A 14,395-nucleotide genomic window follows, 5' to 3' on the forward strand; every position below is an offset into this window, starting at 1 on the left:
ATGAGCACACTGCCGAACGTCGCCTTCCTCGGTCTCGGTCACATGGGCGGACCGATGGCCGCGAACCTGGTCAAGGCCGGTTACCCGGTCACCGGCTTCGATCCGGTGCCCGCGGCCCAGGAACAGGGCCGCGCCGACGGCCTGACGATTGCCGAGTCCGCGACCGACGCCGTCCGCGACGCCGACGTCGTGATCACCATGCTGCCCAACGGTGGCCTCGTGCTGAAGCTCTACGACGAGGTCCTGGCGGCCGCCCGGCCGAACACCCTGTTCGTCGACAGTTCCACCATCGACGTCGCCGACGCCCGCGCCGCCCACGAGAAGGCTGTGCAGGCCGGGCACCGCGCGATCGATGCGCCCGTCTCCGGCGGCGTCGCGGGCGCCGCTGCCGGCACGCTGGCCTTCATGGTCGGCGGGTCGGAAGAGGACTTCGAGGCTGCGAAGCCGCTGCTCGAGGTCATGGGCCGCAAGGTCGTACACTGCGGCGGTTCCGGCGTCGGCCAGGCCGCCAAGATCTGCAACAACATGATCCTCGGTGTGTCGATGATCGCGATCAGCGAGGCCTTCGTCCTCGGTGAGAAGCTCGGCCTGACCAACCAGGCCCTGTTCGACGTCGCGTCCAACGCCTCCGGCCAGTGCTGGGCGCTGACCAGCAACTGCCCGGTGCCCGGCCCGGTGCCCACCACTCCCGCCAACAACGACTACCAGCCCGGATTCGCCGCCGCGCTCATGGACAAGGACCTCGGGCTGGCCGCGAACGCGTTGCGCGCCAACGGCGTCGACGCCGAGCTGGGGCTGCGGGCGGCGGAGATCTACCACCGGTTCAACACCTCGGGTGGCGGCGGACTGGACTTCTCGGCCATCATCACCGAGATCCGCAACCGCTCGACAGAACAGGAAAACCAGTGACGGACTTCGAGACGATCCTGCTCGACCGCAAGGACCGCGTCGGCATCATCACGCTCAACCGGCCCAAGGCGCTCAACGCCCTCAACAGCCAGCTGATGCGCGAGGTGGTGGCGGCCGTCGAGGAACTCGAGGCCGACACCGGCATCGGTGCCATCCTGCTCACCGGCTCCGAGAAGGCGTTCGCCGCGGGTGCCGACATCAAAGAGATGGCGCCCAAGACGTTCTCCGAGGTGTACGCGGAAGACCTGTTCTCCCAGTGGGATCGGCTCTCCGCGGCCCGCAAGCCGATCGTCGCCGCCGTCTCCGGGTACGCGCTCGGCGGCGGCTGCGAGCTGGCGATGCTGTGCGACTTCATCATCGCCTCGGACACCGCCAAGTTCGGCCAGCCCGAGATCAAGCTGGGTGTCATCCCCGGCATCGGCGGCTCGCAGCGGCTCACCCGCGCCGTGGGCAAGGCCAAGGCGATGGACATGTGCCTGACCGGGCGGAACATGGACGCCGAGGAGGCCGAGCGTGCGGGCCTGGTCTCGCGCGTCGTGCCGGCCGCGGACCTGTTCGACGTGGCGCTCGAGGCGGCGACCACGATCGCGTCGATGTCGCTGCCCGTCGCGATGATGGCCAAGGAAGCGGTGAACCGGTCCTTCGAGACCACCCTCGCCGAGGGCGTGAAGTTCGAGCGGCGGGTGTTCCACTCGACGTTCGCCACCGCCGACCAGAAGGAAGGCATGGCCGCGTTCGTCGAGAAGCGCGCGCCGAAGTTCGAGCACGCTTGATCGTGGTGAAACACACCGGGGCCGTTCCGCACTCGTGCGGAACGGCCCCGGAGTGTTTCACCAGCGGGTGGGCTCGCCTCCGGTGTCGAAGTCGCCGGCATCGTGGCGCAGGCCCGCCAGGATGCGCAGCAGCGTCTCGAGCTGATCGTCGGGCACGCCGGGGCGGGCGAACACCTCGGCGTTGAGCTTCTCGGTGGTCGCGACGGCCAGCGCTCGTCCCTCGTCGGTCAGTTCCACCAACGTCGCGCGACGGTCGCTCGGGTGCGGGGTGCGGCGCACCAGACCGGCGGCCTCGAGCCGGTCCACGGCGTTCGTGACGCTGGTCGGGTGGACCTGCAGGCGGGCGCTGGCCTTCGCCATCGGCAGCGCCCCCGTCCGGGTGAAATGCAGCAGCGTCAGCAGTTCGTATCGGGCGAATGTGAGCCCGAACGGTTTGAGGACCTCCTCGACCCGCGCCATCATGATCTGCTGCGCGCGCATCACCGAGGTCACCGCGGCCATGCCGTCCGCGACCTCGCCCCAGCCGTGGGCCGTCCACTGGCGGTGGGCCTCGGCGATCGGATCGAGCGGTAGGGGTGCGGGCATACGTCGATCATCCCACGTGGTGCCGCGTCGAGGTGACGCGGACACAGCTTCCGTCCCCTGCGGGACCGGGCGCCGGGGTGAACGACACGCAACGGCCGGGACAACGTCGCGTGAACCCGCGACGACATCCAAATGTGTCTGCCCGCCGCTCGATTCGCGACGGCTACAGTGCGCGCGTGCACATCCTGTTCGTCTGCAGCGGCAACGTCTGCCGGTCCGTGATCGCGGAGCGGCTGACGCGGGCGTACGCGTGCGAGTCCGGGTGGGCCGACCTGACCGCCGAGAGCGCGGGTACCCGGGCGCTCGTCGGATATCCCGTCGAACCCCGGGCGGCCGCGGTCATCGCCGGACTCGGCGCGGATGCGAGCGATTTCCGCGCCCGCCGGGTGACCGCGGCGATGGTCGACGGCGCCGACCTGGTCCTGACCATGAGCGAGGAACAGCGCGACCGCGTATCCGGTCTGGTCGCCGGGGCCGCGGCGAAGTCGTTCACCCTCACCGAGGCGCACCGCATCGCGACTGTCACCGGCGCGGCGACGGTCGCCCGGCTCGATGCCTGCCGAGATCCGAGCGGCGCGGCCCGGACCCCGAACATCCCCGACCCGATCGGACTGTCCGCGCAGGTGTTCGTCGAGACCGGGGATCTCGTGGCCGCCGCGCTGTTCCCGTTGCTCGACGTCCTCGCCGGCGCGGCGGTCGCCGCGGGTCAGCGGTGGGCGTAGTCCCCGAATCGCTCGTCCACCTCGGCGGCGCTCAGCCCGAAGTCCTCGAGCCGGTAGCGGTGCGCCGGCCGGCGATCCCCGCTGCGGCTCTCGGCGTGCAGCGCGGCCATCGCCTCTTCGGCGGCGGTCGTGAGCCGGATGCCGAACCGGTCGTAGACCGCGCCCACCGTGCCGAGGGGATCGGCGACGAAGTCGCGGTAGTCCACGTCGACGAACCGGTCCGGGTCGTGCCGGCGCCGGGCCGCCTCGAAGGTGTCGAACCCGCGCGCCCACAGCTCGAGCTGGCTGCGCCCGATGTTCTCGCCGCGGAAGGTGTGCGACCAGCCGTCGGTGGCGTGCGCGGCCAGGCTGCACACCGACGGGATCACGGTGCGCGGGTCGCGGTGGGTGACGACGATCAGCGCGTCCGGGTAGACCGTGAGCAGTTCGTCGAGGGCGAACAGGTGGCTCGGGTTCTTCAGGACCCAGCGCTTGCCGGTGTCCGGCAGCCCGATCAGCTGCAGGTTCCTGCGGTGCCGGGCGTACGCGCCGGTCCAGTCCTGCTGTGCGAGCCACTGCGAGTAGGTAGGCAGATGCGCGAGGCATTCGTACGACACCGACCGGAAGGACTGCCGCAGCAGCTGCCAGCACTCCTCGACCTCGCCCGCGGACATGTAGTGCACGCCCATGAACTCGGGGTGCTCGATGTGGTGCCGGGCGAAGCCCGCCTCGAGCGCGGCGAACGCCGGGTTCTGCGGCCAGGTCTCGCGCGGCGGCCGGGGCTGCGGCATCTCCGTCAGCCACATCTCGAGTCCCTGGTGGGCGGGGTCGGCGGTGAGCAGGCGGTGCAGTGCGGTGGTGCCGGTGCGGGGCAGTCCGGTCACGAAGATCGGGCGTTCGATCGTCACGTCGGCGTGCTCGGGGTGCTCACGCCAGGCCGCCTCGCTCAGCAGTCGGGCGACGAGGGCGCCGCGCAGGAACACCCGCGACATCTTGCTGCCCAGCGGGGTGAGCTGCTCGTCGCGCGCGTACGAGTCGAGCAGGACACCGAGGGCCTCGGTGTAGTCGTCGTCGCCGAAGTCGGTCAGGCCGGTCAGCCGGGACGCGGAGGCGTGCAGGTCCTCGACGGTGCCGACGCTGGTGCGTTCGGTCATGGATCTCCGATCCCCGTGCGTGGTTTCGGTAGCAGTGGCTACCGAAACCACGCACGGCTGTTCAGTGGTGGTATTCGCCGCAGTTGACGTCCAGGCACTGGCCGGTGACGGCCCGGGCCAGTGGGGAGGCGAGGAAGATCACGGTGTCGGCCACCTCCTCGGTGGTGGGCAGGCGCTTGAGATCGGTGCCGGCCGCGGTGTGCTGGTAGATCTGCTCGACGGTGGTGCCGTACTTGTCCGCCTGGTGCTCGAAGTACCCCTTCAGGGTCTCACCCCAGATGTAGCCGGGGGCAACGGAATTGACGCGGATGCCCTGGGGGCCCAGTTCGGTGGCGAGGGACTGCGACACCGCCAGCAGGGCCGACTTGGCCAGCTTGTAGCTGCCGTAGCGTTCCTGCGAATGCCGCAGCACCATCGAATTGATGTTCACCACCGAGCCCTTCGTCGCGGTCAGGGCTTCGGTGAACAACTGCGTCAGGCGCAGTGCGCCGAGGACGGTCAATTCCACGCTGTCGCGGATCTGCTGGAAGTCGGTGCGCGCCAACGGTTTCATCGAGGGCACCGAGAACGCGTTGTTGACCAGGGTGTCGACCCGGCCGAACTCGCGGAGGGCCGTCTCGACGAGCCGGGATGCGGAGTCGGTGTCGGTGATGTCGGTCGGGACCGAAACCGCGCGCCGGCCTCGGGCGGTGACCTCGGCCGCGACGTCCTCGAGGCGGGCGGCGGTGCGGGCGGCGAGCACGACGTCGGCGCCGTGCTCGGCACACCGCAGGGCGAGGGTGCGGCCGAGCCCTGGCCCGACACCGCTGACCACGACGACCTGTCCGGTGAGCAGGGGGCTCGGGGTGGTCACGGCGCTCACCCGAGCATCCGGTCGGCGATCGCGGTCTGACGGGCGGCGATCCGCGTGGCCCACTGCTCGGGCGTGACGCGGTTGCGGTCGAGGAACGGAAGTGCCGCGGGCACGTCGTCGAACGGGAGCACCTCGGCGGTCGGGCCGTCCGCGACCGTGAGTTCGCGGGCGAGCCGCTGCCAGCGGAACTGCAGGAAGCCGTGGCTGCGGCCCAGGGTCTCGACCCAGTTGGCGATGCCGGGATCGCGGGCAGAGACGACCATGCGGATCATCCCGTCCGGATCCACCTGGGCCTGTGCATTGTTCAGCGAGGTCTGGTGGTGGACGTAGTCGAGGGAGATGTACCAGAGGCTGCCCAGCTGGAAGCCCTGGTAGGGCGCATCGGAGGCGGGCACGGTGAGGATCATCGCCTCGTCGTCGCCCAGTTCGAAGTGCCCGACGGACGAGTACTGCGTGGCCAGGCCGCCGGGCGTCGGCCGCGGAGCGGTGACCGTGTTGACCGGCAGGTCGAGGTAGAACCACTGCGGGAACTGCAGCCACGTCTGCACCCGCGACACCAGCGCTTTCCCGGCGCGCCGGTAGCGGGCGGCGGCATCGTCGTGGGTCGGTTCCGGGGGCGGGGTTCCGAGCGCATCGAGCCGGTCGATGCGCAGGGTGCCGCGCCGCTGGGACCAGTCGCTGTAGACCTCCCGGACGACGAGCTGCGACGAACCGGGGGTGAGGGTGAAGTAGTTGTTCCCGGGGTCTGCGGGTCCGGGGCCGAACCGGACCTCGAAGGTGCCGTCGTCGGCGACGTGCAGCTCGCGGTCGTCGAACGCGGTGACATTGCCGGGCACCTGGGCGTCGGTGTAGTTGCCGGCGAGCACCTGGAAGCTCAGGTCGCACGTCGTGCCGCGGCGACCGGTGACGACGTACTCGGCGTCGTCGCGGATACGCGCACCCCAGTAGAGGGTGTCGGGGTTGTCGAGCCCCATCTTCGTGTAGGGGCCGGTGCCGGTGACGAACGTGGGATGGGGCGCTTCGACCGCCCACGCGGAGTGCACGCAGGCGGCGATCCCGCCGGCGAGGTAGCGGTACCCCTCGATCAGGTCCTGCTCGGTACGGATGTGCGGCGCCGTCGCGACGAGCTTTTCGGCCTCGGTGATGGCGGACGTGAGCGGATCGGTGAGCACACGATCTCCTTGCGGTTCAAATATGTACCGGTGCGGTAGGCTCCTGGTGCAGCGACGATAGAACGTGTTCCAAGGAGGCGTCAATGACCGAGGCCGCCGCGCCGTCGTCCGCTCGGCGTTCGCCACCGACCGAGCGGGTCGTGCAGGTCCTCGACCACCTGGTCGCACACCCGGAGGCCCGGTTCGGGCTCTCCGAGCTGGCGCGCCGGCTGGGCATGAGCAAACCGACGTGCCTGGGAATCCTGACCGCGCTGACCGACGCCGGCTACCTGATGCGTCATCCCGCCGACCGGTCGTACGGGCTCGGTCCCGCGCTGATCGTCGCGGGCCGGGCCGCGCAGCGCGGCTTCGCCGTCGGCCCTGTCACCCACCGGCACCTGGCCGCGCTCGGCGCCGAGTTCGGCGCCACCTGCGCCGCGTCGGCCGTCGTGGGCGACCGCATCGCGGTCCTCGACGTCGCCGGGCCCGATCCGGCCGGCGCCGGGGCGAGGGTGGGGGAGGTGTACCCGTTCGCGCCGCCGGTGGGGCTGATGTACGTGCTGTGGGACTCCGACGAGCGGCTCGAGCAGTGGCTGGCGCGCGAGCCGACGCTGCCGGTGCGGCTGGACCGGGAGCGCCTGCGCGACGTGGTCGCCGAGTGCCGCGCCGCGGGGTACCTGGTCGAGTCGCTCACCGCCGGTGGGCGGCGGTTGCATGCGCTGATGGCGGGGGTGGCGGCGCACGACCTCCCGGCGGAGCTGCGCGAACTGCTGGGGGAGATGGTCTCCAGCCTGGGGGAGCGCGTGTTGCTGACCGGGGCGGAACCGGACGACGCCGAGCACCCGGTGAACCTGCTCGCCGCCCCCGTCCACGACGCGGACGGGCGCCAATCGGTGGTGCTCACGCTCCACGTGGGCACGACGTTGACCAATCGGGAGATCGCACGGCGCGGGGCCGCACTCGTGGACACCGCCGAAGCCGTCACGCGCGAGCTCGGCGGGCGTCGCCCGACCCGATGACAGCCGAGGCCTGCACCGGTGCGTCGTTCGGGCTGCCCCCGCCGCCCAAAGGACGCACCGGCGGCGTAGCCGCTGGGCGGGGGCGTTGACCCGGAACTGAAACTCGTTCTATCGTTCGGGGCGAACCTTTCGACCGAGTCGGTACATATTTGGACCGACGCTCGTGAGCTGGAGCCGCGATGACCCTCACGCCGTCGTACGAACTGCCCCTGCAGCGCGCCCTCGAGGCCGAGTCCGTGCACATCTTCCGGGAGGTGGCGGCCACCTTCGAGCGTCCCGTGCTGCTCTTCTCCGGCGGCAAGGACTCCGCGGTCATGCTGCACGTGGCAGCCAAGGCATTCTGGCCGGCGCCGATCCCGTTCCCGGTGCTGCACATCGACACCGGCCACAACTTCCCCGAGGTCCTCGCCTACCGCGACGCCGAGGTGGCCCGCCGCAGGGTGCGGCTGCTGGTCGCGTCGGTGCAGGACGACATCGACGCCGGCCGGGTCGTCGAGGACGTCGGTCCGCATGCGAGCCGCAACCGGCTGCAGACCCGGACGCTGCTGCGTGCCCTCCGCGAAGGCGGTTTCGACGCGGTGTTCGGCGGTGCCCGGCGCGACGAGGAGAAGGCCCGCGCCAAGGAGCGCGTGTTCTCCTTCCGCGACAAATTCGGTCAGTGGGACCCGAAGGCGCAGCGCCCCGAACTGTGGCAGCTGTACAACGGCCGGCACCGCCGCGGCGAGCACATCCGCGTGTTCCCGCTGTCCAACTGGACCGAGCTCGATATCTGGAACTACATCCGCGACGAACACGTCGAGCTGCCGCCGCTCTACTACGCCCATCGACGGCCCGTCGTCGAGCGCGACGGAATGCTGCTGGCGCTCAACGAGTTCCTCACGCTCCTGCCGGGCGACGAGCCGCGCGAGGCGATGGTGCGGTTCCGCACGGTCGGCGACGCGACGTGCACGGGCTGCGTCGAATCCACTGCCGCCACCCCCGACGAGGTGGTCGCCGAGGTCGCGGTCAGCCGCGTCACCGAGCGCGGCGCCACCCGCGCCGACGACCGGATCTCCGAGGCCGGGATGGAAGACCGCAAGAAGGAGGGCTACTTCTGATGACCCGGTTGCTGCGCATCGCCACCGCCGGCAGCGTCGACGACGGCAAGTCCACACTGATCGGCCGGCTGCTACACGACTGCAAGGCCGTGCCCGAGGATCAGCTCGACGCCGTCGCCCGCACCAGCCGCGAGCGCGGCATGGACACCCCCGACCTGGCGCTGCTCACCGACGGGCTGCGGGCGGAGCGGGAACAGGGCATCACCATCGACGTCGCCCACCGCTACTTCTGCACCCCGCACCGCGCCTTCGTCGTCGCCGACACTCCCGGCCACGAGCAGTACACCCGGAACATGGTCACCGGCGCCTCGACGGCCGACCTCGCCCTCATCCTCGTCGACGCCCGCAAGGGCGTCGTCGAGCAGACCCGCAGGCACGCGTTCCTCGCCAGCCTGCTCGGCGTCCCCCATCTCGTGCTGTGCGTCAACAAGATGGACCTGGTCGACTGGTCGCAGCAGCGCTTCGACGAGATCTGCGCCGAATTCTCCACGTTCGCAGCCAAACTCGACATCCACGACCTGACGTTCGTGCCGGTCTCGGCGCTGCTCGGCGACAACGTCGTCGACCGCACCACCGCGATGACCTGGTACGAGGGGGCCTCGCTGCTGCACCGTCTCGAGCAGGTGCACGTCGACTCCGACCGCAACCTCATCGACGCGCGCTTTCCCGTCCAGTACGTGATCCGTCCCGGGCACGGCGAGCACCGCGACTTCCGCGGTTACGCGGGCACCGTCGCGAGCGGGGTCTTCGCTCCTGGCGACGAGGTGCTGGTGCTGCCGTCGGGCTACGGCACGCGGGTGCGCGCCGTCCACGGCCCGGGCGGCGACCCGGTGCCGAGTGCCTTCGCGGGCAGCGCCGTGTGCCTCGAGCTCGAGGACGACCTCGACGTGGGACGCGGCGACATGCTGTGCCGCCCCGGGAACCGGCCGCTCGTCGGGCACGAGCTGGACGCGATGGTGTGCTGGCTCGCCGAGGGCCCGGGTCTCGTGCCCGACGCCACCTACACCCTGCTGCACACCACCAACGCCACCGCCGCCCAGGTGGTCCGGCTCGACTACCGGCTCGACGTGACCACCCTGCACCGAGACGGGGCGGCACGGTCGTTGACCCTCAACGAGATCGGGCGAGTGCAGCTTCGGACCCGCCGTCCCGTGCTGTTCGACCCCTACCGGCGCAACCGGACCACCGGCAGCTTCGTACTCGTCGACGACGCGACCGGCAGCACCGTCGCCGCCGGGATGATCACCGGCCCCACCCTCGCCGCCGCCCCCGTCGTGTGGCACGCGGCGGAGGCGACCCGCGCCGAACGCCTCTCGCGGGGAGCGACGGTGTGGCTGACCGGCCTGTCGGCGTCGGGCAAGTCCAGCGTCGCCGCGGCGCTCGAGCGGCGTCTGCTCGCGGCCGGCGTGCCGGCCTACCGGCTCGACGGGGACAACCTGCGGCACGGCCTCAACTCCGACCTCGGTTTCGGGCCGCAGGACCGCGCGGAGAACGTCCGTCGGGTGGGTGCGGTGGCGCAGCTGATGGCCGACGCGGGTCTGGTGACGATCTGCGCGCTCATCAGCCCGTACCGGTCCGACCGGGACCGGATCCGCGAACAGCACCGGCAGGCCGGGCTGCCCTTCCTCGAGGTGTTCGTCGACACCCCGCTCGCCGACTGCGAGGCCCGCGATCCGAAGGGCATGTATGCGCGGGCCCGAGCCGGGGAGATCACCGGATTCACCGGCATCGACGACCCCTACGAGCCACCTACCGGCCCCGAACTGGTGCTGCGGCCCCAGGACGGCGATCCGGTCGCGCAGGCCGGACTGATCATGGAATTGTTGGCCCCATGACCGATGACGCCGCCCTCGCCGCCGAGATCGCCACCGCTGCAGGAGAACTGTTGCTGACCGTCCGCGCGGCCGAGGCCGACGCGCTCACCGGTCGCGAACTCGGCCGCCACGGCGACCGTGCCGCCGACGCCTTCATCCTCGGGCGGCTCGCCGCCGACCGCCCTGCCGACGCGGTGCTCTCGGAGGAATCCGCCGACGACCCGGCGCGGGTGCACGCGAAGCGGGTGTGGATCGTCGACCCGCTCGACGGATCCAAGGAGTACGGCATGCCGGACCACGAGGACTGGGCCGTGCACATCGCCCTGTGGGAGGCCGGCCGCGGTATCACCGCCGCCGCCGTCGCGCAGCCGGCCGTGGGCGCCGTCTACGGCACCGCGGACGTCGGGCGTGCCGAACTGCGGCCGCTGGCCGGCCGACGGCCCCGCATCGTCGTCAGCGGGAGCCGGCCGCCGGTGTTCGTCGCGGACGTCGCCCGCGCCCTCGGCGCCGACGTGGTGCGGATGGGTTCCGCCGGGGCCAAGGCCATGGCCGTGGTGCGCGGCGACGTCGACGCGTACGTGCACGCCGGCGGGCAGTGGGAGTGGGACTCCGCGGCGCCGGTGGGGGTCGCGCAGGCGGCGGGGCTGTACTGCGCCCGCATCGACGGCAGCGAACTCGAGTACAACCGCCCCCACCCCTACCTGCCGGATCTGGTGATCTGCCGACCGGACTGGGCCCCGGCCCTGATGGCCTCGATCGCCGAGCATGCCGGCGCCCCCACCGACAGCGCACGCGTCGCGATGGCCCGCTCCTACATCCGTTCCCTCGTCAGTCACGACGCGTCGCATGTCCGGCTCGCGGCTGACGCGTGGCGGGTCGAGAACGGCGTGCGCACCGGGGACAGCGGCGTCGAGATCCGGGACCGGCTCGAGCACGGCCCCGAGTACCGCCCGATCCGGCGGGTGCGGGAGCTGACGTTCCGCGAATGGGACGACAACGTCGTCGCGCGGTTCCTGCTCGATCTCGACGCCGGGGACACCGTCCTCACCGTGGCGGTCACCGAGCACTTCGCCATCCCCGCGGGCGAGATCCGCTCGATCGTGGCGATCATCGAGCCGCACGAACCCAAATAGTTTACTGTTTGTGTTCATAGACGAGCTAACGATCTAGTGCCTGGAGGACCCATGGACCACGCCTGCGACATCGGCGACGGCATCTTCCGCATCCCTGTCCCGGTCGGCGACCTGCCGGTCGGCGACACCCAGGTGTACGCGATGGAGTCGCCGCGCGGACTGGTCCTCGTCGACGTCGGCTGGAACGACGACACATCCTGGACCGCGCTGCAGGACGGCCTCGCTTCCGTCGGTGCCTCCGTCGCGGACGTCGAGGGAGTGGTCGTCACGCACTTCCATCCCGACCACGTCGGGCTGACCGGCCGGATCCGGGAGGCGTCGGGCTGCTGGGTCGGCATGCACGAGGACGACTTCGGTCAGCTCGAGCTCATGACCTCCGGCGACGGCAACGCCGAGTGGGAGGCCGAGCAGTGGCGCCGCGCCGGGGCTCCCGACGACCAGATCGTTAGCTATCTCGAGCGGGCGAGTGGGGAACGCGCGACCGGCAAGCCGGACGTTCATCCCGACCGCAAGCTCGCCACCGACGAGCGGATCGCGCTCGCCGGCCGCACCCTGCGCACGGTGTTCACCCCCGGGCACACGCCCGGCCACGCCTGCTTCTACCTGGAGGAACACGACATCCTCTTCAGCGGCGACCACGTCCTGGCCACCACGACCCCGCACGTGGGCGACTTCGACTTCCCGCTTGCCGAACGCGACGCCCTCGGCGAGTTCATCGACTCGCTGCGTGCCGTCGGCACGCTCCCGGCCCGGCGCACCCTGCCCGCGCACCGGCAGCCGATCGACGACCTCGCGGCCCGCACCGGTGCCCTCGTCGAGCATCACGAACGACGCCTCGACGATCTGTACGCCGCCTTCGGCGACGAGGAGCTGACGCTGTGGCAGGCTGCCGAGCGTATGACGTGGTACCGCCCCTGGGACCAGACTCCGCCCACGGGCAAGCAGATGGCGCTGTCCGAGGCCTCGGCGCACGTGCGGCACCTCATCGAGAGAGGCCGCGCGCGCCGGGTCCCGGGCACCGACCCGGCGCGCTTCGCCCGGGCCTGACGGAAGGAACCGCATGACCCCCGACGAGCTCGTCACCGAATTCTGCCGCCGCTGGGCCGATCCCGACCCGGCCGTGCTCGCGTCCTACTTCACCGACGACGCCGTCTACCACAACATTCCGATGGAACCGGTGCGTGGGCGCGCGGCGATCGAGGAGTTCATCGCCGGGTTCGTCGCCTCGTTCGGCGGCATCGATTTCCGCATCCGGCACCAGGCCGTCCACGGCGGCGTGGTGCTCAACGAGCGGGTCGACGTGTTCACGCTCGGGGGACGGACCGTCGAACTGCCGGTGATGGGGGCTTTCGAGGTCGTCGACGGCAGGATCGCCGGCTGGCGTGACTATTTCGACATGGCGCCGATCACCGCGGCCGCCCAGCAGGATCCGGCGGACTGATGCCCGGTCTCGCGGTCGTCGGCCGCAGGTGACCGAGATTGATCCGGCCGTGGGAGGGTCGGTGCATGCACGCAGTGAGAGTCGATGCTCCCGGGAGTCGGGCCGGGGTCCGTGACGTAGCGGGGCCCACGGCGTGAGGGGAATTCATTCATGACCCTCTCCGCAGGCGGGCGGATCGGCCTGGCCGGAGCTGCGGTGGTCGGAGTCGCCTTCGGCATGGCCCGCTACGCCTACGGCCTGACACTGCCCGACATCCGGGAAGACCTGCGGCTCTCCGAGCTGGTGCTCGGCCTCGTCGCCAGCGCAACGTTTGCGGGCTACCTGGCCGGCCTGTTGCTTGCCGGACGGCTCGCCGCTCGCCATGGGTCGCGCGCGCCGACGACAGTGGGCGGGGCCTGCGGCGCCGCGGGGGCGGTGATCGTGACTTTCGCGCAGTCCCCGGGGCTGCTCGCCGTCGGTGTCGTCCTGGCCGGCAGCGCCGGTGGCTGGGTCTGGGCGCCCTACTCCGACATCGTGACCCGATCGGTGCCCTCGCGGCAGCAGCCCCGAGCGTTGGCGATCATCACCACCGGCACCAGCGGCGGACTGGTACTGCTGGGCGCGCTGGCCGTCCTGGCCGCGGTGGGCTCGTGGCGCCTGGTCTGGGCCGGAATCGCCCTCGCCGCCGTGGCCGCCGCACTCGTGAACCTGCGCCTGGTGCCGCGGACCAGGCCGGCCCCGCACCCGGAGGCACGACCCGGAGCCTCCTCGCTGGTGGCAGCGCTGCGGGCCCCGGCAGCCTACTCAGTTGTCTACTTCGCGGTCGTGGTCGTCTACTTCACCTATGCCGCCGACGTCCTGGACAGCGGCACCCTCCCGGCGGCGGCCGTCCCGGCTCTTTACGCGGCCGTCGGTCTCACCGGCATGGTGGGGGTGGCGACCGGAACCCTCGCGCAGCGACTGGGAAGCGTCCGGGTCGCCGCGCTGTGCCTCGCAACGGTCGGTGCGGCGCTGGGGCTGCTCGGGCTGTCCAGTGGCTCCGTGGCCGCGACCGCAGCCTCGGCGTGCATCTTCGGCATGGGGTACATGACAGGATCCGCGGTGCTCGCGGTCTGGACCGCCGAACTGGTACCCGAGCGCGCGGGTGCGGCGTTCACAGCCTGCCTGGTCGTGGGAGCCCTCAGCTCGGTCGCAGCACCGGCTCTCGCCGGTGCCGTGATACCCGCCCTCGGTCTGGGGTCGCTGCTCGTCGTCACCGCGGCGGTGTCACTGCTCGGCGCGGTGGCGCTGATGCTGTACGGGTTCTCACAAGGGGTGGCAGTCGGTGACATCGGACGATGAACACAGAATCCCTGGGCGTGGCCGATGCGCATATCCTGCTTCGTGACGAGTCCGCGTTTCACAACACCTGGTCTCAACGTCCTGCGCCAGGTTCGGGCCGCAGAACGGGAACGGCCCCGCGTCGCACTGCGACGCGGGGCCGTTCCCGTGGTGCCCTCGGCAGGATTCGAACCTGCGACTTCTTGCTCCGGAGGCAAGCGCTCTATCCCCTGAGCTACGAGGGCGTTCCGGACTCCACCGGTTGCTCGGTGGGGCGGGAGTTAGCGTAGCGCATTGTCGGCGATACGCCACATCGCCTGGTCGGAGGGGGTTTCTCCGGCGCTCCTCGGGTATCCGGCAGGCACGGATGCGCCGTCCGGGAGGAACTCTTCGGCGAGTGTTTCCCGGAACGGCCGGCGTGGGCCACCCGCGCGGGGCAGGCTCGAACACGAAACCGGACGCACAC

General features: G+C 71.1%; 14 protein-coding genes and 1 tRNA gene. 10 read left to right on the forward strand and 5 right to left on the reverse strand.

Translation table 11 applies throughout. The features are described 5' to 3' along the window. Together mmsB and AC2IPW_RS08965 are read left to right on the forward strand one after the other, a co-directional pair. Positions 1 to 909 carry a 3-hydroxyisobutyrate dehydrogenase gene (gene mmsB, locus AC2IPW_RS08960; protein WP_416063268.1) on the forward strand — a complete coding sequence of 303 codons (909 nt, stop codon included), beginning with the start codon at positions 1 to 3 and terminating at the stop codon, positions 907 to 909. Then, positions 906 to 1,682, forward strand: coding sequence for an enoyl-CoA hydratase (locus tag AC2IPW_RS08965; RefSeq protein WP_003935224.1), 777 nt, complete (start codon positions 906 to 908; stop codon positions 1,680 to 1,682). Before mmsB ends, AC2IPW_RS08965 begins: the two co-directional genes overlap by 4 nt. A gap of 57 nt (positions 1,683 to 1,739) precedes the next feature. Here the strand turns inward: AC2IPW_RS08965 and AC2IPW_RS08970 are convergent, their stop codons facing one another. Beyond that, positions 1,740 to 2,267 carry a MarR family winged helix-turn-helix transcriptional regulator gene (locus AC2IPW_RS08970; RefSeq protein WP_003935225.1) on the reverse strand — a complete coding sequence of 176 codons (528 nt, stop codon included), beginning with the start codon at positions 2,265 to 2,267 and terminating at the stop codon, positions 1,740 to 1,742. A 176-nt stretch (positions 2,268 to 2,443) separates the two neighbouring features. On the opposite strand from AC2IPW_RS08970, the gene AC2IPW_RS08975 reads away from it, so the two are divergent. Continuing rightward, positions 2,444 to 2,989: an arsenate reductase/protein-tyrosine-phosphatase family protein gene (locus AC2IPW_RS08975; RefSeq protein WP_040781461.1), complete on the forward strand. Its 546-nt coding sequence runs from the start codon at positions 2,444 to 2,446 to the stop codon at positions 2,987 to 2,989. Here AC2IPW_RS08975 and AC2IPW_RS08980 read toward each other — a convergent pair. From AC2IPW_RS08980 to AC2IPW_RS08990, 3 genes are all read right to left on the reverse strand, one after another. Further along, positions 2,974 to 4,122, reverse strand: coding sequence for a sulfotransferase family protein (locus AC2IPW_RS08980; RefSeq protein ID WP_003935227.1), 1,149 nt, complete (start codon positions 4,120 to 4,122; stop codon positions 2,974 to 2,976). The genes AC2IPW_RS08975 and AC2IPW_RS08980 overlap by 16 nt on opposite strands. 61 nt (positions 4,123 to 4,183) lie before the next feature. Next, positions 4,184 to 4,984, reverse strand: coding sequence for an SDR family oxidoreductase (locus AC2IPW_RS08985; protein ID WP_003935228.1), 801 nt, complete (start codon positions 4,982 to 4,984; stop codon positions 4,184 to 4,186). Then, positions 4,981 to 6,147 carry a hypothetical protein gene (locus AC2IPW_RS08990; protein WP_486376723.1) on the reverse strand — a complete coding sequence of 389 codons (1,167 nt, stop codon included), beginning with the start codon at positions 6,145 to 6,147 and terminating at the stop codon, positions 4,981 to 4,983. The genes AC2IPW_RS08985 and AC2IPW_RS08990 overlap by 4 nt, the downstream gene beginning before the upstream one ends. A gap of 83 nt (positions 6,148 to 6,230) precedes the next feature. On the opposite strand from AC2IPW_RS08990, the gene AC2IPW_RS08995 reads away from it, so the two are divergent. From AC2IPW_RS08995 to AC2IPW_RS09025, 7 genes are all read left to right on the forward strand, one after another. After that, positions 6,231 to 7,145, forward strand: coding sequence for an IclR family transcriptional regulator (locus AC2IPW_RS08995; RefSeq protein WP_486376724.1), 915 nt, complete (start codon positions 6,231 to 6,233; stop codon positions 7,143 to 7,145). 179 nt (positions 7,146 to 7,324) lie between these two features. Next, positions 7,325 to 8,242, forward strand: a complete 918-nt coding sequence (cysD, locus tag AC2IPW_RS09000; RefSeq protein WP_450120754.1) for a sulfate adenylyltransferase subunit CysD — start codon at positions 7,325 to 7,327, stop codon at positions 8,240 to 8,242. After that, the gene (gene cysC / locus AC2IPW_RS09005) at positions 8,242 to 10,077 is read left to right on the forward strand and encodes an adenylyl-sulfate kinase (protein ID WP_486376725.1); all 1,836 of its coding nucleotides are present in this window, start codon (positions 8,242 to 8,244) and stop codon (positions 10,075 to 10,077) included. The genes cysD and cysC overlap by 1 nt, the downstream gene beginning before the upstream one ends. After that, entirely contained in the window at positions 10,074 to 11,189 is a 1,116-nt protein-coding gene (locus AC2IPW_RS09010; RefSeq protein WP_486376726.1) for a 3'(2'),5'-bisphosphate nucleotidase CysQ, read from the forward strand. The genes cysC and AC2IPW_RS09010 overlap by 4 nt, the downstream gene beginning before the upstream one ends. A gap of 51 nt (positions 11,190 to 11,240) precedes the next feature. Continuing rightward, complete coding sequence (locus AC2IPW_RS09015) at positions 11,241 to 12,236, forward strand: MBL fold metallo-hydrolase (protein ID WP_486376727.1); 996 nt, start codon at positions 11,241 to 11,243, stop codon at positions 12,234 to 12,236. A 13-nt stretch (positions 12,237 to 12,249) separates the two neighbouring features. Further along, positions 12,250 to 12,630, forward strand: coding sequence for a limonene-1,2-epoxide hydrolase family protein (locus AC2IPW_RS09020; protein WP_003935235.1), 381 nt, complete (start codon positions 12,250 to 12,252; stop codon positions 12,628 to 12,630). A gap of 150 nt (positions 12,631 to 12,780) precedes the next feature. Further along, entirely contained in the window at positions 12,781 to 13,950 is a 1,170-nt protein-coding gene (locus AC2IPW_RS09025; RefSeq protein ID WP_486376728.1) for an MFS transporter, read from the forward strand. A gap of 148 nt (positions 13,951 to 14,098) precedes the next feature. Here the strand turns inward: AC2IPW_RS09025 and AC2IPW_RS09030 are convergent. Beyond that, positions 14,099 to 14,174 (reverse strand) — tRNA-Arg (locus AC2IPW_RS09030). Positions 14,175 to 14,395 lie beyond the last annotated feature (221 nt).

The organism is Rhodococcus sp. NS-SX18 (assembly GCF_057367935.1).